The organism is Kitasatospora sp. NBC_01560 (genome assembly GCF_045208415.1).
Classification (GTDB): Bacteria; Actinomycetota; Actinomycetes; order Streptomycetales; family Streptomycetaceae; genus Kitasatospora.
The window spans coordinates 8,077,427-8,098,776 of record NZ_CP109364.1 but is presented as its reverse complement, the minus strand read 5'-3'; the positions used below and the strand labels follow the sequence as shown (position 1 = coordinate 8,098,776).

Here is a 21,350-nt window from a genome sequence, read left to right as displayed (position 1 = left end):
TGCGTTCTCCGCGGCCGCCCGGCCCGACCCCGGCCGGGCCGTACAGCGGGTGCCGCCGCCATGACGCTGCGCAGCCGTTCGCGGGGGTCGGCCCAGGCCCGGCGGGCTTCCGGCGCGCGCAGGACACGCGGGCGACACGCCGTGCCGCCCAGGTCACCCCGGTCGCAATGGCCTAGACCATTGACGCAGGCCCGGGGGGAGGTTTAGATGGCCGGACCGCCAGTGCAACAGGGGGCCGTACCGTCCGAATCCGGTACGACGCACTGGAGCAACAGAAGGCCTTCTGCCGGTCACTCTCCGCGAGCGACCGGAGGAGCCCCCGAAAGGCGGTGCCATCCGTGGACGCTGTGACTTCCGACCCGAGCCGCGCGCGAGGCCGTACCCCCCTCGCCACGCCACCGGACCGGGCCTGGCGGGCCGCCCCCCTGTGGATCGTCGAGATCCCCATGGCGGACGGCAGCGAAAACGGGCGCGAGCGCGGCCGGCAGATCTGCGCGGTCCGCGCCCCGTCGGAGCGGGAGGCCCTGCACGAGGCGCTGCGCCGGACCGGCGACCCCACCTCCGTCGCCCGCCGCCGCGGCGCCACCCTGGACCCGGTCCGGGCCACGGTGACCGCCTGGGACTGGCAGCAGACCCTGCTCTGAGCAGCCGCTCCGCCCCTCCCCGCACCCCCTCCCCCACGCGCCGCCGCCCGCAGAATCCACCCGGACGTGGTGTTCGCCCGCAATCCGGTTTGGGTACGTACCGCGGCGCGCCCGGGCAGTGACCCCGGGCGGCATCCCGGGAGGAGACCGAACACCCCATGAACCACCACCGCATTCCGGCCACCGTACGACAGACCTACGGTGCAGGTGATCCGGCCACGGCCGCCGGCTCGGCCGGCGGCTTCAGCAACTTCGGCGACTGGCACGGCATCGACGCCGCCCCGCCGAGCCCCGAGGACCGCATCCGCAGCCAGGAGCAGCTGTACCGGCGGGTGTTGGGCACCCTCCCGGGGCCGGCCGAGCGGCTGCGGCTGGCCGAGGTGGGCTGCGGGCTCGGCTCCGGCGCGGCGCTGGCGCTGCGGGAGTTCCGGTTCGCCGCGGTCACCGGGGTGGACATCCATCCGGACCAGGTCGAGCGCGCCCGGGCGGTCAACTCCCGGGCGCTGGCGACGTTCCCGGACCGGCTGGCCTACACCCTCGGCGCCGCCGACGAACTCCCCTTCCCGGACGGATCGTTGGACGGCGTGTTCTCGGTGGAGGCGGCCCAGCAGTTCCGCGGGCTGACGGGCTTCGCCCACGAGGCGGCCCGGGTCCTGAAGCCCGGCGGCCGGCTGGCGGTCGCCACCTTCCTCTCCGCGCCCGGCGCCGAGGTCGCCGAGCGGCTGAGCATCCTGCTCGCCGGCTTCGCCGACGGCCTGGACGTCGCCCACCCGCTCGACGCCTTCACCGCCGACCTCGCGGAGGCCGGCTTCGTCGACGTGGCCGCCGAGTCGATCGGCGCCGACGTCTGGCCCGGCCTGGACGGCTACCTGGCCGACACCCTCCCGCCCGGCCACTGGCGGCGCAACTTCCACGCCGCCTGGACGAGCGGCCTGCTCGACTACCACCTCGTCACCGCCGACCGCCCCTGACGGCCGGCCCCCGGCGGCGGACGGACCGGGCGGCGGACGGGCTCCGGCCGGGCCGCCCGCCCCCGCCCCGCCGACACCGCGGCCAGACACCCCGACCCGACACCGCGGCCCGGCACCCCGCCCGACGTCCCGACCCGACACCGCGGCCGCTCGGGCTACGGCCGCGCGGCTACGGCCCGGTGGTCCAGGTGCCCCGGGCGGGGCTCCAGTGAATGGTGGCGTTCTGGAAGTGCTGCACCCGCCCGCCCGGTTCGTCCACTTCCTCCGAAGTCGGATAGCCCAGCACGCTCTCGTGACCACCCGCGTGGAACGCGTCGTAGATCGCGTCGTGCACCACGTGCGCACCCGTCCGCGCCGACCAGAGGAACAACCCCCGCTCGAAGAACTGGTACCGCCCCCGCGTCCCGTCCGGAGCCCGCGAGGCATCCGCCTCGTCCATCGTCGGGAACCCCCACCGCCGCTCCGCGTCCGACCCCCAGAACGCCGTCAGGATGTCCCCGTACACCGCGTACGCCACATCCGGGTGCCACAGCACGATCCCGTTCCGGAAGAGCTGGAACCGACCGCCCAGCGAGGCCGCCTCCTCCGCCCGCACGGGCTCGCCGAGGGGGCCGCCGGGCCCGCCCAGGGCGTCGTACTTGGCCCCGATCGTGCCGTAGGGCCGGAACGCCTCGCCCCGGAGGTCCTGCGCGGTGCCCTCCGCCTGGTCGTACCGCTCCGGGTAGGCCGACCGCTGGACGGCCTGCGCGAGCACGCCGGCGCTGCTCCCGACGTGGTCGGGCTCCATCTGCAGGGCCACCTCGAAGAACCGGCTCGCCGCGTAGTCGACGTCGAGGCACTGGACGGGCGTACACCACCCCATCGAGGGGCGCTGCTGGAACACGCCGAGGGAGTCCCGGTCGCCGCAGTCCAGGTTGTTCATCCGGGATTCGACCCAGCCGGTCTCGAAGCCGGCCAGCATGACCTTGTCGGACACGTTCATCCGCTGCCCGACCTCGTAGACCTTGCGGGTCACCGCGATGTCCCGGTCCGGCGGGATGTCGCAGTACAGGGTGGCGGGGGCGGCGTGGCCCAGCGGGCCGGGGACGACGGGCCGCGACTCCTGCGCGCGGGCCGGGCCGCCCAGGGCGGTCGCCGCCGCGGCGAGCAGCAGGGCCGCGAGGGTGGCGCTCGCGCGGCGTACGGGGGTGCCGGTCATCGTGCTCCTTCCTGGTCAGGATCGGGTCCGGATCGGGTCCGGATCGGGCGCCGGATCGGGCGCCGGCCCGGGCCCGGATCGGGTCCGGATCGGGGGCCGGCCCGGGATCGGCCGGAGGTCGGCCCGGGCGCCGCACGGAGCGGCGGCCCGGGCCCGGGTACTGGCCACTACGGGTTGATGCCGTCGAACTGCCGGACCCAGTAAGGCGGCTGGTGCAGCCCGCCGGGCCACTGCGAGACGATCAGGGTGAGCGAGGCCGGGCTCGCGCTGCCGGGGTGGATGTAGCCGCCGTACAGGTTCGGCACCTGCGGCCGGCCCCAGTGGTTCGGCGGCCAGGTGTTGTTGCCGACCACCTGCGGCTTCGGCGCGCTCCAGACGGCGTCCGGCCGCGACGCGGTGCGGGTGCTGATCGAGTAGTCGGTCACGTCGAAGTAGCTCATGCAGTACGTGCCGCCGATGCGCTTGACCGAGAACTCGCCGATGTTGTTGCCCTGGAGGATGACCGAGGGCGGGGCGGCGCTGGTCCACTGCCAGGAGCCGTTGGTGTAGGCCCAGTTCTGCTGGGCACCGAAGTTCCCGGCCCGGAAGTCGTCCGGCCGGATCCGGAACAGCTGGATCGCCCCGCCGTCGGCCGTGTTGATGTGGCTGCCGTTCCAGCGCTTGGAGAAGATGTAGAGCCAGCCGTCCGGGTCGATGCCCGCGAAGGACCACATCCCGTACATGGACTGGTTCGCGCCCTGGTGGTCGCCGGCCCAGTGGTAGGGGTAGTCGTGCCAGGTCACGCCGAAGTCGTCGGAGTAGGCGACGCCGGACATCAGCGAGCCGTCGTGGCCGGGCTCCAGCACCGGGTCGTCCGGGCCGCCCCAGGTGTACACGGAGGTGTACTGGAGGTAGGTGCGGCCGCCGAACTCGATGCAGTCGTTGGGGATCCGGCTGATCTCGAAGCCGTGCCCGTTGTCCGCCCGCGTGCGGTAGTCGAACAACTGCCCGGCCTGCCCGCCGGTGGGCATCGCCCAGGTGAACGAGATCGGCGTCGCGCCGGAGGCGTCGAAGTTGCCCTGGGCCAGCATCACCGGCGAGCCGAGGTAGTCGCCGTACTGCTGCATCCCGGACCACGTGTCACCGAAGACGTAGCCCCAGGTGCCGTCGTGCTCCCGGTAGTAGGGGATGCCCAGGTCGCTGGAGCCGAGGCCCTGGGCGGCGGCGGAGTCCCCGGCCTGGTCGCAGAGCGGAGTGCCCTGCTGGGACGCGAGGGCGGCGGCGCGCGGTGCCGCGGCGGCGGGCTGCGCCGCCGCGCCGGCGGCGACCCCGGCCAGCCCGGCCCCGAGGGCGAGGCCGCCGCCCGCCCTGAGGACGGTACGGCGGGTGGGCTCGGGGCGGTCCGGGTGTGTCGGGACGGACATCGGCGATCCTCCGGAAGGGATGGTGAGGGTGTGAAGTACTGCACAGGCCGGATGGCGGGAAAGCCGCGCCCCGCCGCAGCCGGCCGGGTTGGATGGTTGTCATGGCGCGAGCGAGCAAGCCCGGTGCGGCCGGGTCCGTGCCCGGCCCGCCCTGACGTGACGGTCCGTCAACGGCGTGTGACGGAGTCCATCAAACCGGTCGCGCGGCGTCCCGTCACGACGCGCCGACCTCGTCGGACAATTCCCGGACAACCACCGGACAACGCCGGCCCCCGCCTCGGACGAAGCCGGCCGGACAGGCCCCGGACAGGCCCCGACCATCCCCGGACAGAGAGGAACGCGCGGTGGGACGGCAGGAACAACCCCTTGATCCCGAGCAGGGCCCCGTGCCCCGGTTCGCCCACGGACTGCGGGAGCTGCGACGCCGGGCGGGCAGCCCGTCCTACCGTCAGCTCGCGGCCCGCACCCACTACTCGGCGTCCACCCTGGCCGCGGCCGCCGACGGGCGCCGGCTGCCCAGCGCCGCCGTGCTGGCCGCCTTCGTGACGGCCTGCGGCGGCGATCCGGACGCCTGGGAGCAGCGCCGGCTCCTCGCCCACGACCTGAGCACCAGCCCTCCGCCGGCCACCGGGGCCACCGACCCCGGCCCCGGGACCGCTCCGCCTACCCGGCCACCCGCCGAACCCTGCGCCGAACCCCACGGCACGGAGCCCGAAGTGGAGCCCGGCACGGCGCCCGCGCAACCCCCGCAACCCCCGCAACCCGACGGGCCGCCCGCACCCCGCCGGAGGCGCCCCTTCCGCCGCCACCGCACCACCGGCCCGGGCGCCCGGCCCGCGCTGCGCCGCCGGGCCGGCCTGGTCGCCGCGGCCGCCGCCGTGGTGATGGCCTTCGGCGCGTTCGTCCCCGGCGACTCGATGGCACCCGTCGGCCTCCAGGACGACGCCCGCTGGCTGCGCACCGACGCCGGCATCCCGCCGCGCTACCGGCACCTGATCGTCCAGGCCGGCACCACCTGCGACTTCCCGGGGGTCTCACCGGCCCTGGTCGCCGCCATGCTCCAGGCCGAGAGCGGCTTCGACCCGATGCTCAGCGACCCGGCGAACGACGAGTTCGGGATCGCCCGCTGGACCCCTCGGGTGCTCCGGCACTACCTGCCGCCCGAGCGCCAGAACACCGTGCCCACGCCGCCGTTCAGCCCCGAGGACTCCATCCCGGCCCTGGGGCGGATGCTCTGCGCCATCGCCCCCGACCTGGAGGGCGTTCCCGGCGACCCGGCGGTCAACCTCGCCGCCGCCTACCGCACCGCCACCTGGATCGTGCAGCGGCAGGACGAGGCCCTCCAGCGCATCCGGCCGTACCTGGACGAGGTCCGCGCCGAGCTGGCGGCATACCGGCCGGCGCCGGGCCGGACCCCCGGCAGCCCCTGACCGACCGTCCCCGACGGCGCCGGCACCGGCGGGCGGAGGCGGGGCGGCAACCCGGCGCCGAGGCTCGACGCGACCGGGGCGGTGCGCCACACTCTTGTGCCAGGTACACCAGGCACACCAGGCGGCACCCGCGCTCCCACCGCACCTCCCGCCCCGCCCGGCCGTCCGGCACGCCCTGCGTCAGGCACCCTGCACCACGCCGCCACGCAGCGCGCCGCCACGCACCGGGCCCAGAACCGCACATCGGAGAGGCACACGGTGACCACGAGTCAGCAGCTGGAGATCACCCTCGCATCCGGCCGGTCGGGTACCGGTCCGGCCACTTGGGGCCAACAGGCCGTCTGGGACGCCGTCGCCCGGCTGTCGCCCGCCGACGCGCCGCGCTACAACATCACGACGGCCGCCCCGCTGGACCCGGGCCTGCCGGTGCCGGTGGTCCTCGGCGCGCTGACCGACCTGCTCCACCTGCACGACTCGCTGCACACCAGGCTCCACCCGGACGGCGAGGGCGGCCTGCGACAGACCGTCGACCCGGCCGGCCGGCTGCCCGTGCACACCCGGCACTGCGCCGACGAGCCGGCCGAGCTCGCCGGGGCGGGCGCGGCGCTGCACGACGAACTCGCCGCGCTGCCGTTCGACGCGGCCACCGAGTGGCCCATCCGGGTCGGCCTGGTGGAGGCGGGCGGCCGCGTCCGGCACATCTCGCTCGTCCTCGCGCACACGGCGGTGGACGGCGCGGGCATGGCCCGGCTGGTCATGGACCTCACCGAACTCTCGCTGGGCGGGACGGCCGAGGAGATCCGGGCCCGCCGGCCCGCCCAGCAGCCGCTGGAGGAGGCGGCGTTCCAGACCTCCGGGCGCGGCCTGCGGCGCGATGCCAACGCCCGGGCGCACGCCCTGCGCAAGCTGCGTTCGGGCCCGGCGAGGATCTTTCCCCCCGCGGACGCGGCCGGGCCGGCGCAGCCGTTCCCCCACGCGGTGCTGAACTCCCCGGCCCTGCTGCGGGCGGTGGACGTCGTCGCGGAGGGGCACCGGGTGAGCAGTTCCTCGGTGCTGCTCGCGGCGGCCGCGGTGATGACGGCCCGGCTGGCCGGCTCCTCGGAGGCCCTGCTGCAGGTCATCGTGAACAACCGCTTCCTGCCGGGGCTGACGGCCGCGGTGAGCGTGGTGGCCGGCGACGGGCTGCTCCACCTGACGGACGCCGGCGACGAGTTCGGCACCGTCGTGCGCCGGACCCACTCCGCGTCGATCGCCACCTACCGGCACGCGTACTTCAACAAGCGCCTGCTGGACGCGGAGATCGCGCGGTTGACGGCCGAGACCGGTCCGCCGGCGGACCGGTCGTGCATCTTCAACGACACCCGCGACCTGCTTCCGCCCGTCGGCGCCACGGCCGGCCCGGGCTCCGACACCGACACCGGCACCGGCACCGGCACCGGCACGCTCGACCCGGCCCGCACCACCCTCAGCTGGCCGAAGGAGTTCGAGCCGCGCCCCGGCCTCTCCTACGCCCTGGACGCCCTTCAGACCACAGACGCGCTCCAGCTCGCGATGACGGCCGACGGGTCGGTGCTCCCCCGCCCCAAGATGGAGCGCTTCCTGCGCGGCATCGAGGAGTTGATCCTCTCCGAGGCCCACGGCCTGGCCGGCACCGCTCCCGCCACCGGCTCCTGAGCCCCGCCCCGGGCCTGCGCCCGGGCCGTGGCGTCGGCGCCACGGCGTGGCCCGGCCTCCCGCACCCCGCGGAAGGCCGGGCCACCCCCGGAGCGGGCCCGGATCGCACTCGGCCCGCGCCACGCCCGGGGCCGTCCGTCAGTGCGCCTGCCCGTTGTCGTGCACCGAGTTGGTCTCCTGGATCTTCTTCCAGGACTTCGGCTCCTGCGGCCCGGCCTTGGCGCCCGGGGCGAGCCCGGCCACTCCTGCGGGCGCCGCGGCGGCCGGCACGCCCGCCGAGTTCAGCGGCGGCTTGGAGGCCGTGAACAGCCAGGTGTTGAACAGCTCCGCGAGGGGCTTCCCGGAGATCTTCTCGGCGTAGGCCTGGAACTGCTGGATGGCGGCGTTGCCGAACTTCCGCTCGGTCGGCCAGCCCTTCAGGATCCGGAAGAACGCCTCGTCCCCGACGGTGTTGCGCAGCGCCTGGACGGCCACCGCACCGCGGTCGTAGACGGCGCCGGAGAACTGGTGGTCCGCCCCCGGGTCACCCGGCTCGACCGTCCAGAAGGCGTTGTCGGCCGGGTAGGAGGCGTAGACGTAGTCGGCCAGCTCCTGCGCGGTCCCCTCGTCCTCGTGCTCGGACCAGAGCCACTGCGAGTAGCGGGCGAAGCCCTCGTTGAGCCAGATGTCGCTCCAGCGCTGGACGGAGACGCTGTCGCCGTACCACTGGTGGGCCAGCTCGTGCACCACGGTGGAGGTGTTGGAGCCGCGGGAGAACTGCGCGGGGCTGTAGAAGATCTGGGTCTGCGTCTCCAGGGCGTAGCCGGTGGGGACGTTGGGCACGTACCCGCCGATCGAGTCGAACGGGTAGGGGCCGAAGTAGCCGCTCAGCCAGTCGACCAGTTCGCCGGTGCGCTCGACGCTGGCCCGGGCCGCGCCGTCGTTGTCGCCGAGGTCCTTGCTGTAGGCGGTGACGACCGGCAGCCCGCCGGGCGTGGTGTCGGTCCGGAGGTCGAACCTGCCGATCGCCAGGGTGGCCAGATAGGTCGCCTGCGGCTTGGTCTGGCGCCAGTTGTAGCGGGTCCAGCCGGCCTGGGAGCTCTGGCCGGTGAGGATGCCGTTGCTGATCGCCTGGGTGCCGTCGGGCACCAGCACGGAGACGTCGAAGGTGGCCTTGTCGGTGGGGTGGTCGTTGCTCGGGTACCACCAGGCGGCGCCCTCCGGCTCGTTGGCGGCGACGCCGCCGTCGGGGGTGCGCAGCCACGCGGAGTAGCCGCCGCGCTCGACCTTGCCGGGCTTGTCGGCGTAGCGGACGACGACCGTCACCGGGCTGCCCTTGGCGAGCGGCCGGGCGGGGGTGATCTCCAGTTCCGACTCCCCGGTGGCGGCGAACTTCGCCGTCCTGCCGTTGACCAGGACCTCCTTCACACTGAGCGCGAAGTCGAGGTTGAACCGGGAGAGGTCCTGGGTGGTGGTGGCCAGGATGGTGGCAGTGCCTTCCAGTTCGTCGGTGGCGGGCTGGTATTTGAGCCGGATGTCGTAGTGCGACACGTCGTAGCCACCGTTGCCGGCGGTGGGGTAGTACGGGTCCCCGATCCCGGCCGCGCCGGGTGCGAACGGTGCGGCGGAGGCGGGAACGGTCAGGAGCAGGGCGAGCGCGCCGGCGGCGGCAGAGACGATCAGCCTCTTGCGCACGGTGGTCCTCCAGGGTCACTGGGACGGTTGGGTCGCACAGACCCCTGTCCCGGCGGGCCCCGGCCCACTCCTGCGGAATGAAATGTTCATGAAAAGAAACAGGCCGACATGACGCCGCCGTGCCCGCTTCACGCGGTCCGGCGGCACCGCGCCGGGCGCCCGGGACCACCCTCGGGCGCCCGGCCGAGGCCCAGCGCCACCGGTGCCGCCGCGCCCGGCCTCAGCCGCCCAGGCCTCAGCCGCCCAGCGCCACCGGCGCCCGCACCAGCGAGCCGTACTCCGTCCACGAGCCGTCGTAGTTCTTCACGTGCGGGTACCCGAGCAGCTCGGTCAGCGCGAACCAGGTGTGGGCGGAGCGTTCGCCGATCCGGCAGTAGGCGATCACCTCACGCTCGGCCTCCACGCCCCGGGCTCCGTAGAGCGCCCGCAGCTCGTCCGCCGAGCGGAAGGTGCCGTCGTCGTTGGCCGCCTGCGACCAGGGGATGTTGACCGCCCCGGGGATGTGGCCGGGCACCTGCGCCTGCTCCTGCGGCAGGTGCGGCGGCGCCAGCGCCTCGCCCCGGTACTCGGCGGGCGAGCGGACGTCGACCAGCACGGCGTCGGAGCCGGGTTTGGCGAACACCTCCGCCTTGGCCAGGACCTCGTCGCGCAGCGCCCGGACCTCCGGGTGCTCGGCGCCGGCCAGCCGGTAGCCGCTGTGCTGGTAGTCCATGACCTCCTGGGTGAGCCCGCGCTCCTCCAGCTCCCACTTCTTCCGGCCGCCGTCGAGCAACCGGACCGGCCCGTAGCCGCGCAGCCGCAGCAGCCAGTAGGCGTAGGCGGCGAACCAGTTGTTGTTCCCGCCGTACAGCACCACGGTGGTGTCGTCCTCGACCCCGGCGGTGCGCAGCAGGCGCTGCATGCCGTCGCGGTCGGTGTAGTCGCGGCCCACCGGGCTGTGCAGGTCGGTGGTCCAGTTCCAGCCGACCGCGCCGGGGATGTGGCCCTGCTCGTAGGCGGTGGTGTCCTCGTCGACCTCGACGACCCGGATCGTGCCGTCGTCCAGGTGGCCGGCCAGCCACTCGGTGGGCACCAGCGCCTCGGGGTGTGCGTAGCCGTTCCCGGTCATCGCCGCCCTCCTTCGCTCGGACTCCTTCGAACCTACGTCCGACCGCCCGCCCGGGCCACCCGCACCGGCCTGCCGTACTGCCGTACTGCCCGGCTACGCCGCGGCGCGGTCCTTGCGCACGATGTAGTAGAGGTTCAGGACGTCCCCCTCCACCTGTGCGGTCTCCACCGCGCCGAAGCCGGCCTCGGCCAGCATCCGCCGGGCGGTCTGCTCGCCCCACACCGTGCCCAGCCCGGCCCCGCCCTCGCCGAGCGAGACCGTCATGCAGTAGAAGGTCGAGAGGGTGTAGAGCGCCGGCCCGAGCGGGTGGCCGATGTTCTCCTCCAGCCGGCTGCTGGCGGCGATGTCGCCCATCAGGAAGACGCCGTCCGGCCGCAGCACGCCGGCCACGGCGGCCAGCGTCTCGGCCGGGCGGGCCAGGTCGTGGATCACGTCGAAGGCGGTGACCAGGTCGTAGCTGCCGGTCAGCCCGGCCGAGTCGGCGAGCTCGAAGTGGGCGTTGGCCAGGCCGAGCGCGGCGGCCTCGGCCCGGGCGGCGGCGATGCCGGTCTCGGAGATGTCGACCCCGGTGAACCGCGACGCCGGGAAGGCCCGGGCAAGCAGGTTGACGACGCGGCCCTGCCCGGTGCCGAGGTCGAGTGCGTCGATGCCCGCCCGGAGCCGCTCGGGCAGCCCGGGGGCGAGCGGGACGATCCCGTCGACCAGCGCCAGGTCGTAGACCCGCCCGGACTCCTCGGCCTGGAGCTCCTGGAACCGCGGGTAGGCGGAGTACGGCATCCCGCCGCCCTTGCGGAAGCACTCGACGAGCCCCTCCTCGACCTCGCCCATGAGCGCGAGGTACTGCATCATCCCGGCCAGGTTCTCCGGCCCGGCGGCCCTGGTCAGCGCGGCCGCGTGCTCCGGCGGCAGCCGGTAGGTGCCGGGCCCGGGGTCGTACTCGACGATCCCGCCGACCACCATCGCACCGAGCCACTCCCGGACGTAGCGTTCGTGCAGCCCGGCGGCACGGGCGAGGTCGGCACAGGTCGACGCCGCGAGGCCGGCCATGGTGTCGAAGAGTCCGGTCCGGTGGCCGATGCTGATCATGAATCCCAGGCAGGCGTCGTTCAGCACCTGCACCATCCGGCCCGCGAACTCCTCCTGCTCGGCCCGGTCCGGTTCCCGTGCGGACATCGTTGCTCCTCCCGCCGCGGGGGCTGCGCGTGCCCTCCCTTGTCACGCTACGCCGTTCCCCCGGGCGGCACCGGCCCACGGCCCGCCGCGCCCGATCACGCGGTGGACGCAGGGGCCGCCCGCCACGTGCCCCGGCGCGGAGAGGACGCTCAGCAGCGCTCGGGCCCGGGCGGACGGCCCGGCGATTCCTGTCGGCAGGGCCGCTCCCGGTGTCGATCCACCGGAACGGTCCCACCCGGTCGCCGGGCCGTCCCGCGGTTCGCCCGAATCGGCCCGGCTCAGGAGAACAGCACGGAGCGCAGCTTGAGCCGGTTGCCGAGCTTCTTGCCCGGGTTCATCACGTAGTAGACGTCACCGTCGCAGTTGAAGTCGAGGAACACCGTGGCGGTCGAGGTGGTGAAGTTCTCGGGCGCGAAGGCCGGATCCGCCTCGGTCGCCCCGAAGAGGTTGATGCATTCGCGGCTGTCCGGGTCGGCCAGCCCGGCCGGGACGCCGGGCCCTACCTTGTACAGGAAGTCGCCGGTGGCGGCACCTGCGGAGGTCGGCACGGCGAGGACGAGGGCGATCGCGCTGGCGGCGGCGAGCAGGGTGTTGCGGAGACGCATGGGGGTGGGCCCTTTCAGGGCGGTACTCAGTGGTACCTGGGGAATTGATGCGCTTTCACCCTAGAGGCCCCAAAATCGAAGAAACGGTTCTTCTAATCCACCCTTTCGGGTGGTTTAGCATGAAAAGCCGCTACCTTCTCACTCTCGCACCCGCCCTCCACTCACCCCGCCGGGGCGGTGAAGTAGTACCCGGAGTCGATCAGCACCGGCAGGTACGCCTTCAGCGCGGCCACCGTCTGCGAACGATCCCCGCCGCCGTCGTGGTTGAGCACGATCGCGCCCGGCCGGACGTCCTTCAGGATCCGCTCGGTGATCACCTCCGTCCCCGGCCGTGCCCAGTCCCGCGGGTCCACCGACCAGGCCATGTTCCGCATCCCGAGGTCGGCGGCGATCTTGAGCGACGGCGTCGACCAGTCACCGCCCGGCGCGCGGAACCAGGTCGGGGGCTTCCCGGTGGCCTTGTTCAGCAGGTCGGAGGTGCGCTCCAGCTCGTCGCGGATCTTCGCGTCGGACAGGCTCCGCAGGTCGGGGTGGGTCCAGGTGTGGTTGGCGATGTGGTGGCCGCGGGCGGCGATCTCCCGGACGAGGTCGGGGTGTTCGGCGGCGTTCTCGCCGATCAGGAAGAAGGTGGCCCGGATCCGGTACTGCTCCAGCAGGGCCAGCACGGTCGGGGTGTGCCGCGGGTCCGGGCCGTCGTCGATGGTGAGGGCCACCACCCGGCGCTCGGCGTCCAGCTCGTACACCGGCTTGCTCTCGGCCGCCGACAGCACCCGGGGCGCGGCCACCGGCGTGCCGGTGGCGACCCCGGGGAGGGCGGAGGCAGAGGCGGAGGCGGGGGAGGCGGCGGCCGGCGAGGACGCTCCGGCGGTGGGAGCCGCGGCGGGTGCCCCGGACGCCTCACCACCCGGCTCCGGGCCCGGGGCACCCTGGGCGCCCTGGGCACCGTCCGCCGGCTCCGTCGTGCCCCGGCAGCCGGCGACCCCGAGCAGCGACATCCCGGCTGCGACCAGCAGCAATCTACGCGAAGTAATATGACGATCAGACAGCATGATCGATGCATCCCCCGCGGACCCCGGCGCCTCCCACCGGCAACTCCGACGGCCCCCAGCATCACCCCGACGGCCCAAGCGGGCGCCCGTCGCGGCCCCGCTGTGCCCTCGCGCCCCGGGGGCCCCGCACGGCCGGGGACCGGCGCCCCGTACCCATGGCCGGAACGGGCCCGCTACGCTGACCCACAAAGTGTGATGATCTGCCTTCAGAGGACGTGGCCATGACGACAAGTCAGGACTTCTCCGACCAGCCCGAGCAGGACGAGGTCGAGCTGAGCCAGTGGGAGCGCTTCGGCGTCGACACCAGTGCCCCGCACTCCGCCCGCGTCTACGACTACTGGCTGGGCGGGAAGACCAACTTCCCGCCGGACCGCGCCATGGGCCAGGCCATCGAGGAGGCAGTCCCCAGCGTCAAGGCGATGGCCAAGGAGAACCGGGCGTTCCAGGGCCGCGCCGTCCGCTACCTGGCCGAACAGCAGGGCATCCGCCAGTTCCTCGACCTCGGCACCGGCATCCCCACCTCGCCGAACACCCACGAGATCGCCGAGGCGGTCAGCCCCGGCACCCGCGTGGTCTACGTCGACAACGACCCGATCGTGCTGGCCCACGCCCGGGCGCTGATGGTCTCCACCCCGGCCAGCCGCACCACCTACATCCACGCCGACCTGGGCAAGCCCGACGAGCTGCTCACCGACCCGGCGCTCACCTCCACGCTCGACCTCGGCCGGCCGGTCGGCCTGCTGATGATCGCCGTCCTGATGCTGGTCGCCGACGAGGACGACCCGTGGGGCAAGGTCGCCGCGCTGCGGGACGCGCTGCCCGCCGGCAGCTGCCTCGCCCTCACCCACCCCACCCAGGACTTCGACCCGGAGAGCGTGGCCAAGGTCGCCGAGGCCGCCCGGGCCGGCGGCATGACGCTCGTCCCGCGCACCCGCGAGGAGGTGGCCCGGTTCTTCGACGGCTGGGAGCTGATCGAGCCCGGGGTCGCCCCCGTGATGGCCTGGCGCCCGGACGGCGAGCCGCCGGCCGACCCGCACGCCGCGTACTACTGGGGCGGCGTCGCCCGCAAGCTGTAGCCCGAGCTTCGCGGTGGCGCGGCCGGACCCGCCGCGCCACCACCTCCCGCCGCACCGCACCGCCGCGGCGGCTACTTCAGCAGCCGCGACAGCCGGCGGTCGGCGAGCGGCCGCCCGCCGGTCTGGCAGGTCGGGCAGTACTGGAGCGAGGAGTCGGCGAACGACACCTCGCGCACGGTGTCCCCGCACACCGGGCAGGGCTGCCCGGTCCGGCCGTGCACCCGCAGGCCGAGCTTCTTCTCCGCCTTCAGCTCCCCCGCCGCCAGCCCGCGCGAGCGCTCCACCGCGTCCCGCAGCGTGCTGCCGAGCGCCTCGTACAGCCGGGCCGTCTCGTCCTCGGTCAGGCTCGACGCCACCTTGTACGGGGACATCCGCGCCGCGTGCAGCACCTCGTCCGAGTACGCGTTGCCCACGCCCGCCAGCACGGTCTGGTCGCGCAGCACGCCCTTCAGCCGGCGGTGCTCCCCGCGCAGCAGGCCGGCGAACGCGGCCTGGGTGAGGGCCGGGTCCAGCGGGTCCGGGCCCAGGCGGGCGATGCCGGGCACCTCGGCCGGCTCCCGCACCACGTACACGGCGAGGCCCTTCTTCGTCCCCGCCTCGGTGAGGTCGAAGCCGTCCCCGGCCTCCCCCGCCAGCCGCACCCGCAGGGCGAGCGGGTTCCGCCCGCCCGGCCGCGGGGGCTCGGCGGGCAGGCTCTCCTTCCAGCGCAGCCAGCCTGCCCGGGCCAGGTGCACCACCAGGTGCAGGCCGCCCGCCTCGATGTCCAGGAACTTGCCGCGCCTGGTCACCGGGCCGACCGTCAGCCCCTCCAGCGCCGTCACCGGCGGGTCGTAGGTCTTGAGCGCGCTGATCGCGACCGGCTGCACCCGGGCGATCACCCGCCCGGTCAGCCGTTCGGAGAGGAAGGCGCTGAGGGCCTCGACCTCGGGCAGCTCCGGCATGGGGCCAGTCTCGCGCAGCCCGCCGCCCTTTGCCCGTCCGGTGCCGGTGGGGCACCCGTTGCCCGTCCGGTGCCGGTGGGGGCAGTCTGGAGTTGCCCGCGCACCGCACAGCGGCTCCCGAGGAGGCCCGGCCCCGCCATGAGCACGCTTGAGGAACAGATCGACGTCGACGCCCCGGTGCCGGCGGCCTGGGAGCAGCTCCACCGGGTGCGCGACTACCCGCGGTTCGTCGGCGGCGTGCACAGCGCCCACCCGCACGGCCGCAACCTGGCGCGCCTCGGGGTGGAGATCGCCGGCACCGAGCTGGACGTGGACACCGAGATCACCGACCGCGGCCGGGGCCGGGTGATGGCCTGGCGGACGCTGGACGGGCCGGCGCTGCACGGCGCCGTCGCGCTGCTCCCGCTCGACCACGGCCGCACCCGGGTGCAGATCCGGGTCGAGTACGACCCGGAGGCGGTGCACGAGGCGTTCGGCGGTCCGCGCGGCTTCGCCCTGGCCGGGGCGGTCGAGCGTGCCGTCCGGGCCGACCTGGAGCTGTTCCGGGAGCTGGTGGAGGCCCGGCCGGCGGCCGCCGGGGAGCCCGCCGACGGCCCGGTAGGGGCGGCATAAGGCCAGGTCGGGGCCGGTGGTGAGGATCTTCACAGCAGGCCCTCGGGCCGGTCGTGCACGGTTCGACCTGTGGCAGACTCGGATGCCATGCAGATGCACACCGGCCCGGCCGGTCCGGTCTCCCGGACGATCCGCGCGGCGATCTTCGCCGCGCTGGTCGTGCTGCTCGCCGGGCTCGGCCAGGTGCTGGTCACCGGCCGTCCGCTGCCGCTCGGCACCCTGGCCGTGGCCGGAGCCGCCGTCTTCGCGGTGGCCTACGCCCTGGCCGGTTCCGAACGCCGCTACCCCGTGATCGCCGCGGCCTTCCTGCCGCTGGAGCTCGGGCTGAGCGCCCTGTTCGACCTCGCCCAGCGCACCTGCCCCACGCTGCCCCCGGGCTCGGCCCGCGGCTTCGAACCGCTGCTCTGCGGCGGCGGCTCGCTCGGCGGCCTGCTGCTGGGCCACGGCGTCCAGCAGTCCGCCGGCACGCTGCTGCTCCTGGCGCTGCACACCGCGCTCGCGCTGGCCGCCGCCTTCTGGCTGCGCCGCGCCGACGCCGCACTGGGCCGGGTCGCCCGGTCGCTCCGCGTCCTCGGCGACTTCGCGCGCCGCTCGCTCTCCGCGGCCGGCCGCGGGCTGTGGCTGCTGCTCACCGCGCCCGTCCCGGCCCGCCCGCCGGCCCGGACGCCCTTCCCGCGCGCCAGCCGGGTCCGCGTCCCCGCCGAGCCCGTCCTGCTCGGCCCCGCCGTCCGCCGCGGGCCGCCGGTGCCCGCCCCGGCCGGCTGAGCACGCCTCCACCACCGCTCCGCCCGTCGGTCCGCCGCGCGCCCGTGCGCGCCCGCCCCGCTCCCCTCCGCGAGCACCCGACCGAGAGCACAGGACGACACCCCGCCATGAGCAAGAAGCCCCCGCACGACCGGACCACCAGGAACGCCGCCCGCCGCGCCGCCACCGAGCGGATGCGCGAGGAGCGCGAGCGCGCCGAGCGGTCGGCGAAGATCCGCCGCCGCACCGTCGTCGGCGCCGCCTCCGCCGCCGTGCTCGCCCTGGCGGCGGGCGTGGCCTTCGCCGTCGGCGGCTCGTCCGGCGGCGGCACCGCCGCCACCGGACCGCTCGTCACCCCCGCCCACGCGAGCGGCCCCGACGGCACCGTGATCACCTACGGCAAGGCCGACGCCCCGCACACGCTGGAGATCTACGAGGACTTCCGCTGCCCGTACTGCGAGCAGCTGGAGACCACCAACGGCAAGACCGTCCAGCAGCTCGCCGACGCCGGCACCTACAAGATCGAGTACCACCTGGCGACCTTCCTGGACCAGGGCCTCGGCGGCAAGGGCTCGCGCACCGCACTGGCCGCCGCCGGCGCGGCGCTCAACGAGGGCGTCGACAAGTTCAAGCAGTTCCACGACGTGCTCTACGCCAACCAGCCGGACGAGCGCAACGACGGCTTCGCCGACGTGAACCGCCTGCTCGACCTCGCCGGGCAGGTCCCCGGCCTGAAGACGGACGGCTTCGTCAAGGCCGTCCAGGACGGCACCTACACGCCGTGGGCCGACCAGGTGAACAAGGCCTTCGACAGGAGCGGCGTCACCGGTACCCCGACGGTCCGGCTGGACGGCAAGAAGCTGGAGGTGTTCGCCAACGGCGCGCCCGTCCCGCCCGACCGCTTCACCGCCATGGTCAAGGAGGTGACCGGATGACCTCCGCCGCCCCCGCCCGCACGTACGGCGCGAGCCGGCCGTTCGCGCTGCTGCTGGTGATCGGCGGCGCGATCGGGCTGTTCGCCTCCGCCGTCCTCACGCTGGACAAGATCCGGCTGCTGAAGGACCCGTCCTACGTCCCCAACTGCAACATCAACCCGATCATCAGCTGCGGCTCGATCATGCGCAGCGACCAGGCCGAGGCCTTCGGCTTCCCGAACTCGCTGCTCGGCCTGGTCGGCTTCGCGGTCGTCCTCGCGGTCGGCGCCGGGCTGCTGGCCGGGGCCACGTACCGGCGCTGGTTCTGGCTCGGCCTCCAGGCCGGGACGGTGTTCGGCATCGGGTTCGTGACCTGGCTGATGTACCAGGCGCTGTACCGGATCGGCGCGCTCTGCCCGTACTGCATGGTGGTCTGGGCCACGATGATCCCGCTGTTCTGGTACACCACGCTGCAGAACCTGCGCTCCGGCGTGATCCCGGTCGGCCCCCGGCTGCGCCCGGCCGTCCGGGAGGCCGCCCGCTACCACTGGGTGGTGCCCGCCCTCTGGTACGCGGTGATCGCGCTGCTGGTCCTCAAGAGGTTCTGGTACTACTGGAGCACCCTGCTCTGACCCCGCCGCCCCCGGGCCCACCCGGCCCGGGGCGGCCGTCGTGTCGGCGGCGGTCAGGCGGTGGCGGTCAGGGCTCCGGCGGGCTCGAACGTGTAGGCGGCCACCTCGGCGAGCAGGGCCGCCCGGCGGTCCTCGTCGAGGAAGGACGCGCGGAAGGAGTTGGCGGCGAGCAGGCGCAGTTGCTCGCGGTCGAGCCGCAGTGCCTCCTCGACGGCGCGGAGGTTGTCGTCCACGTAGCCGCCGAAGTACGCGGGGTCGTCGGAGTTGACGGTGACCAGCAGGCCGGCCTCCAGCATGGCCGGCAGCGGGTGGTCGGCGAGGGTGTCGATGCAGCGCAGGCGCACGTTGGAGAGCGGGCAGAGGGTGAGCGGGATCTGCTCGCGGACGAGGCGCTCGACCAGCTCGGCGTCCTCCAGGCAGCGCAGGCCGTGGTCGATCCGCTCGACCCCGAGGACGTCGAGCGCCTCGGTGATGTAGGCGGCGGGGCCCTCCTCGCCCGCGTGGGCGACCCGGTGCAGCCCGGCCTCGGCGGCGAGCCGGTAGACCTCGCGGAACTTGGCGGGCGGGTGGCCGACCTCCGCCGAGTCGAGCCCGATGCCGGTAATCCGGCCGAAGTGCGGCCGGGCGGCCTCGAAGGTCTCCAGCGCGGACTCCGCGGACTCGTCCCGCAGGAAGCACATGATCAGCCGGGTGGAGATGCCGTACCGCTCCTCGCTGCGGTCAAGGGCCCGCCCGAGGCCCTCCACCACCACGTCCAGCGGCACCCCGCGCGCGGTGTGCGCCTGCGGGTCGAAGAAGATCTCGGCGTGGCGCACGCCCTGCCCGGCGGCCCGGGCCAGGTAGGCGTCGGCGAGGTCGGCGAAGTCCTGCTCGGTGCGGAGCACCGCCATCAGCGCGTAGTACAGGTCCAGGAAGGACTGCAGGTCGCTGAAGGAGTACGCGCGGCGCAGCTCCTCGGTGTCGGCGTACGGGAGGGCGACGCCGTTGCGGGCGGCGAGCGCGAAAGCGAGTTCGGGCTCCAGCGTTCCTTCGATATGAAGGTGGAGTTCGGCCTTGGGCAGCGGCATGAGGTGATCGGTCCGAGCTGTGGGAGGAGAAAGGAAGGATATCGAGACAGTCATCGTACGATCCGGTCGCCTCCCGGCGGGCCCGGGGCCGGATCGCGCACCGCCCGGACGGGTGTACCGGCGGCGGCGGGCGGGCACCGGGTAGGCGGGGGGCATCCCCGCCGAGGAGGTAGTGGACATGCGGCACCCCGACGCTCCGCACACCAGGCCCGAGGGCATCTCCCCGCACGCCCTGGGCAATGACACCCTGCTGCACGAGCTGGAGCAGCTGCACCGCACCCGGCACGAGACCTTCCTGTACGGGTCGGAGGACGCGCTGAAGCGGCACACCCTGCGGACCGGGCAGCTGGAGGCGGAGTACCTGCACCGGTTCCCGAACCGGCAGATCACCGCGGCCCGCACCCGGGCGGGTGCGCGGGCCCGGCAGGCGGCCGCCCGCGTGGAGTCCCTGCCGGACTGACCACCGGCCCCCGACGACCGGCCGAACGCCCCGGCCCCGCGCCCGGCCCGGTGGCCGGCCCTCCACCGCCCGGCGGGACACGCCGGGCGGTGGAGGCGGGCCCGGAGGCGGGGCGTCGGTCAGGGTGGAGACCCGACCCCGGACCGACCACACCCACGGACACCTGGGAGCCACCATGCCCATCGCCAGCGTCAACCCCGCGACCGGCGAGACCCTGGAGACCTTCGAACCGCTGGACGCGGCCGGCCTGGAGGAACGGCTGGCCCGCGCCGAGGCGGCGTTCCGCGCCTACCGCACCACCGCCTTCGCGCACCGCGCCGAGCTGCTCCGCCGCGCCGCCGACCTGCTGGACGAGGACCGCGAGGGCATCGCCCGCACGATGACGGAGGAGATGGGCAAGCCGCTCGCCGCCGCCCGCGCCGAGGCCGCCAAGTGCGCGAAGGCCATGCGCTGGTACGCGGAGAACGCCGAGGCGCTGCTCGCCGACGAGTACCCCGACACGGCCGACGTCGCCGACTCCGGTGCCTCCCGCGCCTACGTCCGCTACCGCCCGATCGGCGTGGTGCTCGCGGTGATGCCGTGGAACTTCCCCTTCTGGCAGGTGATCCGGTTCGCCGCGCCGGCCCTGATGGCGGGCAACGTGGGCCTGCTGAAGCACGCCTCGAACGTGCCGCGGACGGCGGTGGCACTGGAGGAGCTGTTCCGCCGGGCCGGCTTCCCGGAGGGCTGCTTCCAGACCCTGCTGATCGGCTCGGGCGCGGTGGAGGGCGTGATCCGCGACCCGCGGGTGGCCGCGGTGACGCTGACCGGCAGCGAGCCGGCCGGGCGGGCGGTGGCCGCGACGGCGGCCGACGAGGTGAAGAAGGCGGTGCTGGAGCTGGGCGGCAGCGACCCGTTCGTCGTCCTGCCCAGCGCCGATCTGGAGGCCGCCGTCGCCACCGCCGTCCGGGCCCGGGCGCAGAACAACGGGCAGTCCTGCATCGCCGCCAAGCGCTTCATCGTGCACACCGACGTGTACGAGGCGTTCACCGCCGGGTTCACCGCGGCGATGCGGGCGCTGACGGTCGGCGACCCGATGGACGAGGCGACCGAGGTCGGCCCGCTGGCCAGCCGCCAGGGGCGCGACGACCTGGAGGAGCTGGTCGAGGACGCGCGGGCGCACGGCGCCCGGGTGGAGTGCGGCGGCCGCCGCCCCGAGGGCCGGGACGCCGGCTGGTTCTACGAGCCGACCGTGCTGACCGGCATCACCCCGGCGATGCGGATCCACCTGGAGGAGACCTTCGGGCCGGTCGCCACCGTCTACCGGGTGGGCGGTCTGGACGAGGCGGTGGCGCTGGCCAACGACACGCCGTTCGGGCTCAGCTCCAACGTCTGGACCGACGACCCCGCCGAGCAGGAGCGCTTCGTCCGGGACATCCAGGCCGGCGGGGTGTTCTTCAACGGGATGACGGCCTCGCACCCGGCGCTGCCGTTCGGCGGGGTCAAGCGCTCGGGCTTCGGGCGGGAGCTGTCCGGGCACGGGATGCGGGAGTTCTGCAACATCACCACGGTCTGGGTGGCGTAGGGCCTGCGCGCGGGGGCCGGGCACCGGGATCCCGGTGCCCGGCCCCCGTCGGGTCCGGTGACGTTTGGGGGCCGGGCACGCGTCGGGGCCGGTCAGGCGGCCATCCGGTGCCGGCCCCGGCCGGGCGTCACCCAGCGGGCGATCATGCCGGCCAGGGCGATCACGGTGATCCCCCAGACGACGCTGAAGACGATCAGCCAGGGCAGTGAGGTCAGCTGGGCGCCGACGGCGCCGAGGCCGAGCGAGAGCGCGGTCAGGAGGACCACGGCCGTCGGGGTCAGGCTGAGCAGACCGTGCCAGGCCCGGTGGGCGAGGCTCGGGTGCTGGGGCGCGTCGGGGCCGGTGTCGAGTTCCTTGTAAGCGATCAGGTCCATCTGGGTTCGCCTCCGGGCGTCGTCGGGACTGCGGTGA

21 protein-coding genes are annotated in these 21,350 nt (G+C 74.4%); 11 read left to right on the top strand and 10 right to left on the bottom strand.

Annotated features, from left to right (window positions below; all coding sequences use genetic code 11):
* Positions 1 to 338 precede the first annotated feature (338 nt).
* Together OH807_RS35085 and OH807_RS35080 are read left to right on the top strand one after the other, a co-directional pair.
* Positions 339 to 644 carry a hypothetical protein gene (locus tag OH807_RS35085; RefSeq protein ID WP_406207539.1) on the top strand — a complete coding sequence of 102 codons (306 nt, stop codon included), beginning with the start codon at positions 339 to 341 and terminating at the stop codon, positions 642 to 644.
* Positions 645 to 802: 158 nt separating this feature from the next.
* Positions 803 to 1,615: a class I SAM-dependent methyltransferase gene (locus tag OH807_RS35080; protein WP_406207537.1), complete on the top strand. Its 813-nt coding sequence runs from the start codon at positions 803 to 805 to the stop codon at positions 1,613 to 1,615.
* Positions 1,616 to 1,784: 169 nt separating this feature from the next.
* Here OH807_RS35080 and OH807_RS35075 read toward each other — a convergent pair whose 3' ends face one another.
* Both OH807_RS35075 and OH807_RS35070 read right to left on the bottom strand, forming a co-directional pair.
* Entirely contained in the window at positions 1,785 to 2,813 is a 1,029-nt protein-coding gene (locus tag OH807_RS35075) for an LGFP repeat-containing protein (protein ID WP_406207534.1), read from the bottom strand.
* 167 nt (positions 2,814 to 2,980) lie between these two features.
* On the bottom strand, positions 2,981 to 4,216 hold the full coding sequence (locus OH807_RS35070) for a DUF4185 domain-containing protein (protein WP_406207532.1): 1,236 nt from the start codon (positions 4,214 to 4,216) through the stop codon (positions 2,981 to 2,983).
* 344 nt (positions 4,217 to 4,560) lie between these two features.
* On the opposite strand from OH807_RS35070, the gene OH807_RS35065 reads away from it, so the two are divergent.
* Together OH807_RS35065 and OH807_RS35060 are read left to right on the top strand one after the other, a co-directional pair.
* Positions 4,561 to 5,646 carry a helix-turn-helix domain-containing protein gene (locus tag OH807_RS35065; RefSeq protein WP_406207530.1) on the top strand — a complete coding sequence of 362 codons (1,086 nt, stop codon included), beginning with the start codon at positions 4,561 to 4,563 and terminating at the stop codon, positions 5,644 to 5,646.
* Positions 5,647 to 5,904: 258 nt separating this feature from the next.
* Complete coding sequence (locus OH807_RS35060; RefSeq protein WP_406207527.1) at positions 5,905 to 7,320, top strand: condensation domain-containing protein; 1,416 nt, start codon at positions 5,905 to 5,907, stop codon at positions 7,318 to 7,320.
* Positions 7,321 to 7,458: 138 nt separating this feature from the next.
* On the opposite strand, the gene OH807_RS35055 is transcribed toward OH807_RS35060, so the two are convergent.
* The 5 genes from OH807_RS35055 to OH807_RS35035 all read right to left on the bottom strand — a co-directional run bounded on the left by OH807_RS35055 (position 7,459) and on the right by OH807_RS35035 (position 12,896).
* A complete protein-coding gene (locus tag OH807_RS35055) occupies positions 7,459 to 8,994 on the bottom strand; it encodes a M1 family metallopeptidase (RefSeq protein ID WP_406207524.1) in 1,536 nt (511 codons plus the stop codon).
* A 235-nt stretch (positions 8,995 to 9,229) separates the two neighbouring features.
* Positions 9,230 to 10,102 carry a sulfurtransferase gene (locus tag OH807_RS35050; protein ID WP_406207521.1) on the bottom strand — a complete coding sequence of 291 codons (873 nt, stop codon included), beginning with the start codon at positions 10,100 to 10,102 and terminating at the stop codon, positions 9,230 to 9,232.
* A 93-nt stretch (positions 10,103 to 10,195) separates the two neighbouring features.
* Positions 10,196 to 11,275, bottom strand: coding sequence for a class I SAM-dependent methyltransferase (locus OH807_RS35045; protein ID WP_406207519.1), 1,080 nt, complete (start codon positions 11,273 to 11,275; stop codon positions 10,196 to 10,198).
* Positions 11,276 to 11,553: 278 nt separating this feature from the next.
* Positions 11,554 to 11,880: a hypothetical protein gene (locus OH807_RS35040; protein WP_406207516.1), complete on the bottom strand. Its 327-nt coding sequence runs from the start codon at positions 11,878 to 11,880 to the stop codon at positions 11,554 to 11,556.
* A gap of 161 nt (positions 11,881 to 12,041) precedes the next feature.
* Positions 12,042 to 12,896, bottom strand: coding sequence for a polysaccharide deacetylase family protein (locus tag OH807_RS35035; protein WP_406207514.1), 855 nt, complete (start codon positions 12,894 to 12,896; stop codon positions 12,042 to 12,044).
* Positions 12,897 to 13,150: 254 nt separating this feature from the next.
* On the opposite strand from OH807_RS35035, the gene OH807_RS35030 reads away from it, so the two are divergent.
* Positions 13,151 to 14,005, top strand: coding sequence for an SAM-dependent methyltransferase (locus OH807_RS35030; RefSeq protein WP_406207511.1), 855 nt, complete (start codon positions 13,151 to 13,153; stop codon positions 14,003 to 14,005).
* A 71-nt stretch (positions 14,006 to 14,076) separates the two neighbouring features.
* Here the strand turns inward: OH807_RS35030 and OH807_RS35025 are convergent, their stop codons facing one another.
* Positions 14,077 to 14,946 carry an Fpg/Nei family DNA glycosylase gene (locus OH807_RS35025; RefSeq protein WP_406207508.1) on the bottom strand — a complete coding sequence of 290 codons (870 nt, stop codon included), beginning with the start codon at positions 14,944 to 14,946 and terminating at the stop codon, positions 14,077 to 14,079.
* 138 nt (positions 14,947 to 15,084) lie between these two features.
* Between OH807_RS35025 and OH807_RS35020 the strand changes: the two genes are divergently transcribed.
* From OH807_RS35020 to OH807_RS35005, 4 genes are all read left to right on the top strand, one after another.
* Positions 15,085 to 15,558, top strand: coding sequence for an SRPBCC family protein (locus OH807_RS35020; RefSeq protein WP_406207505.1), 474 nt, complete (start codon positions 15,085 to 15,087; stop codon positions 15,556 to 15,558).
* An 87-nt stretch (positions 15,559 to 15,645) separates the two neighbouring features.
* Complete coding sequence (locus OH807_RS35015; RefSeq protein WP_406207503.1) at positions 15,646 to 16,323, top strand: hypothetical protein; 678 nt, start codon at positions 15,646 to 15,648, stop codon at positions 16,321 to 16,323.
* 107 nt (positions 16,324 to 16,430) lie between these two features.
* A complete protein-coding gene (locus OH807_RS35010; protein WP_406207500.1) occupies positions 16,431 to 17,237 on the top strand; it encodes a DsbA family protein in 807 nt (268 codons plus the stop codon).
* Positions 17,234 to 17,848: a vitamin K epoxide reductase family protein gene (locus OH807_RS35005; RefSeq protein WP_406207497.1), complete on the top strand. Its 615-nt coding sequence runs from the start codon at positions 17,234 to 17,236 to the stop codon at positions 17,846 to 17,848. Before OH807_RS35010 ends, OH807_RS35005 begins: the two co-directional genes overlap by 4 nt.
* A 53-nt stretch (positions 17,849 to 17,901) precedes the next feature.
* Here the strand turns inward: OH807_RS35005 and OH807_RS35000 are convergent, their stop codons facing one another.
* Positions 17,902 to 18,915, bottom strand: coding sequence for an adenosine deaminase (locus OH807_RS35000; RefSeq protein ID WP_406207494.1), 1,014 nt, complete (start codon positions 18,913 to 18,915; stop codon positions 17,902 to 17,904).
* Between the two features lie 178 nt (positions 18,916 to 19,093).
* Here OH807_RS35000 and OH807_RS34995 point away from each other — a divergent pair, with 178 nt between their 5' ends.
* Together OH807_RS34995 and OH807_RS34990 are read left to right on the top strand one after the other, a co-directional pair.
* The gene (locus OH807_RS34995) at positions 19,094 to 19,375 is read left to right on the top strand and encodes a DUF6158 family protein (protein ID WP_406207492.1); all 282 of its coding nucleotides are present in this window, start codon (positions 19,094 to 19,096) and stop codon (positions 19,373 to 19,375) included.
* Between the two features lie 175 nt (positions 19,376 to 19,550).
* Positions 19,551 to 20,939 carry an NADP-dependent succinic semialdehyde dehydrogenase gene (locus OH807_RS34990; protein WP_406207489.1) on the top strand — a complete coding sequence of 463 codons (1,389 nt, stop codon included), beginning with the start codon at positions 19,551 to 19,553 and terminating at the stop codon, positions 20,937 to 20,939.
* A 92-nt stretch (positions 20,940 to 21,031) separates the two neighbouring features.
* Here the strand turns inward: OH807_RS34990 and OH807_RS34985 are convergent, their stop codons facing one another.
* The gene (locus tag OH807_RS34985) at positions 21,032 to 21,313 is read right to left on the bottom strand and encodes a hypothetical protein (RefSeq protein WP_406207487.1); all 282 of its coding nucleotides are present in this window, start codon (positions 21,311 to 21,313) and stop codon (positions 21,032 to 21,034) included.
* Positions 21,314 to 21,350 lie beyond the last annotated feature (37 nt).